The sequence below is a fragment of the Streptomyces durhamensis genome, from assembly GCF_000725475.1.
Taxonomy (GTDB): domain Bacteria; phylum Actinomycetota; class Actinomycetes; order Streptomycetales; family Streptomycetaceae; genus Streptomyces; species Streptomyces filipinensis.
In genome coordinates, this window is record NZ_JNXR01000161.1 from 1 (window position 1) to 325 (window position 325).

Consider the following 325-nt stretch of genomic DNA (forward strand, 5'->3'; position numbering starts at 1 on the left):
GCGGGTGGTTCTGATTTCTGTGGTGACCCGTGATCCAGTCGGCCGTGGTGACGACGTTGATGCCCGCTTCGAGCACACGCTCGTACAGTTCTTCGTCCGGGAACACTCCGTGAAACGTCAACACATCCGGCTTCGCAGCGATGATGTCGTCCACCGACCCGGTGGCGATGACCCCGTTCGGCGCCAGGCCCGCTATCTCGCCCGCGTCCCGGCCCACCTTCTCCGGGGTGTAGCAGTGCAAGCCGATCAGCTCGAGGTCGGGATGACTTGCGATCCGCTTGATCATCTCGGTTCCCACATTTCCTGTGGCCACCTGGAATACGCG

General features: G+C 62.5%; 1 pseudogene. It reads right to left on the reverse strand.

From position 1 onward, the window contains the following. A pseudogene (locus IO33_RS0142225) lies at nucleotides 1-286 on the reverse strand (hypothetical protein); the annotation flags it as partial. Between the last annotated feature and the right edge of the window lie 39 nt (nucleotides 287-325).